The organism is Cobetia sp. (assembly GCF_983723665.1).
The window spans coordinates 1-2221 of the sequence record NZ_CFDJES010000260.1 but is presented as its reverse complement, the minus strand read 5'-3'; the positions used below and the strand labels follow the sequence as shown (position 1 = coordinate 2221).

Annotated in this window: 5 protein-coding genes; 3 read left to right on the top strand and 2 right to left on the bottom strand. The window is 58.5% G+C overall.

The features are described 5' to 3' along the window. Positions 1–23: 23 nt before the first annotated feature. Positions 24–533, top strand: a complete 510-nt coding sequence (locus tag AC4FAH_RS14630; RefSeq protein WP_286989362.1) for a KilA-N domain-containing protein — start codon at positions 24–26, stop codon at positions 531–533. A gap of 17 nt (positions 534–550) precedes the next feature. Here the strand turns inward: AC4FAH_RS14630 and AC4FAH_RS14625 are convergent, their stop codons facing one another. Further along, complete coding sequence (locus AC4FAH_RS14625) at positions 551–742, bottom strand: DUF2188 domain-containing protein (RefSeq protein WP_215824087.1); 192 nt, start codon at positions 740–742, stop codon at positions 551–553. 33 nt (positions 743–775) lie between these two features. Continuing rightward, positions 776–985 (bottom strand): DUF2188 domain-containing protein, encoded by a 210-nt coding sequence (locus tag AC4FAH_RS14620; protein ID WP_166019412.1) that lies wholly within the window; start codon positions 983–985, stop codon positions 776–778. Between the two features lie 105 nt (positions 986–1090). Here AC4FAH_RS14620 and AC4FAH_RS14615 point away from each other — a divergent pair, with 105 nt between their 5' ends. After that, positions 1091–1465 carry an HNH endonuclease gene (locus AC4FAH_RS14615; RefSeq protein WP_339843056.1) on the top strand — a complete coding sequence of 125 codons (375 nt, stop codon included), beginning with the start codon at positions 1091–1093 and terminating at the stop codon, positions 1463–1465. A gap of 112 nt (positions 1466–1577) precedes the next feature. After that, entirely contained in the window at positions 1578–2057 is a 480-nt protein-coding gene (locus tag AC4FAH_RS14610; protein WP_054557049.1) for a phage terminase small subunit P27 family, read from the top strand. Positions 2058–2221: the final 164 nt, after the last annotated feature.

The following is a 2221-nucleotide window of genomic DNA, read 5'->3' as shown; positions in this document are numbered from 1 at the left end:
TCTATCTCTAAAAGGCTCTACCGATGACAAACGTTATTCCGCTCGACTACGAAGGCCAGTCGGTCCGCTTCAACACAGATTGCTGGATCAATGCTACTGACATTGCCAAGCGCTTTGGCAAGAGGCCGGCCAAATGGCTGGAGCTTCCGCGAACCCAAAGCTATATCGCTGCCTTGGCTAGAGCGATGGGGAGGACCGATGTCCGAAAATCGGACTTCGGTCTCGTGATCACCCGAAGAGGCGGCTTGCTACAAGGCACATGGCTGCATCCCAAGCTAGCGGTGGCCTTCGCGCGATGGTTGGATGATGACTTTGCCGCATGGTGTGACCTACGCATCGATGCGTTGATGCGCGGTGAGCTGAGCGCTATGCAAGAGTTCGAGAAGGCCTGTCGCGCACTGGATGACCAGAATGCCAAGGGCAGCCTTGCCGGTCGCGAGCTGGCCAGCCATCGGTGGGTCAAGCCGGCGCTGGAGTCTCGCGCTGACTACTGGCGGCAAGAGCTCCAGATGGCGTTACCCATCGACTCATGATCACTCCCTTGCCCTGGTCACAGCACGCGGTCTCGCCCAGTGCCTCCGTCGCGGATGACATAGAGCTTGTATCCCTTGATATGGGCGAGAGCCTCTGCGTACTCACGGGCTTCGGCTTCCTGCTTGAATGTCTTGTGCGGCATATCCTCGAGCTCACGACGTACTGCCCAGCCGTCAGTGCAGCGGTAGAGATATAGCTCGAGCATCATGAAAGGCTCCTGTGATCGATATATGTGTAGTTCTTACTGTAGTAATGGTGAGTATTTATCAACAATGTTTCCGCCTCTTGCTTCAATCACGAGCTTGGTTCTCAGTCGGGCCGCGAGGGCGCGTGCGTAATCAATCGCATCGTATTGTGTTGTAAAACATCTGATACACAGCGTTTTCCCCTCTCGCTTCACGGCCCACTGGTTGCCTCTAGCGACCACGCGGATGCTGCTAGGAGCCGTCATCTCGGCCTCTCTTTGTGTAGATATGTCTTGTTAATCTTGGTGCACTAAATTAGTTGCATCAATAAGAATAAAAATACCTATCGACTTTCATGTAGAGGTCTTTGTATGCCTATCAAGCCACCACGACCCTGCAGGGCGCCCATGTGTGGTGGCAAGACGACTGCCTCTCATGGGTACTGCGAAGCGCATGCCGATCGAGCCATCAACTGGGGCAAGAGCAAGCGAGGTGGGCAAGGCAGAGGCGGTCGGCCTTGGCGACGACTGCGAAGCGGAATTCTCAAGCGTGATCGCTACCTCTGCCAGCCATGCGAGCGCGTAAATCGCATCACGCCAGCCACTGAAGTTGATCACATTGTGGGTAAGGCTCAGGGCGGCACAGACGCCCCTGATAACCTCGAGGCGATCTGCAAGGTCTGCCATCAGGCCAAGACGGCAAGCGAGGCGCTGCTGGCCAAATCAGGCAACCACGACAGGCCCTGAGAGGGGGGAGGGGGGGCAATCTCTACCACCTTTGGGGCCGGCCACCGTTCCGTTACGTTTTTTTTTCACACCCGCGAAATTGAAAAATCAGCCTAGCGCGAAGGATTCTCAGATGACACGAGGTCGCAAGCCCAAACCAAGCCACTTGAAGGCGGTGCAGGGCAACGCCGGCAAGCGGGCCATCAACCATGACGAGCCCGAGGGCGATGCGCTCGATGAAGCCCCGCCGGCACCCGACTGGCTGTGCGAGATCGGCCGTGATGCCTGGGACAAGCTCGCGCCCTGGTTGGTCGGCTCCAAGATCCTGACACGCTCTGACCTGCATCAGCTCGAGGCCTACTGCGATGCCTACGCCACCTGGCGGCAGGCCGTGGTCGAGATCCAGCAATGCGGCCTGGTGCTGGAAAGCCCTGCCACCGGTGCCCCCATCAAGAACCCAGCTCTGACCGCGAAGAATGAGGCAGCCCGCCAGATGACGACATTCGGCAGCGCACTCGGACTCGACCCATCCAGCCGAGCACGCCTGGCCGTGCCCGGGTCCAAGGATGCCGCCAACCCCTTCGCCGAGCTGCTGGGTGGCAACAAGCGATGACACTCAATGGCCAGCTATCCCAACGTCAATGCTGCGAACAAGTACGCTCGGGACGTGGTGGCTGGCCGGATACCCGCTTGCAAGTGGGTCCGCCTTGCCTGCCAGCGTCATGTCGATGAACAGAAGGCGGCCAAGACGCGCGCCTTTCCCTATCGGTTCGATCG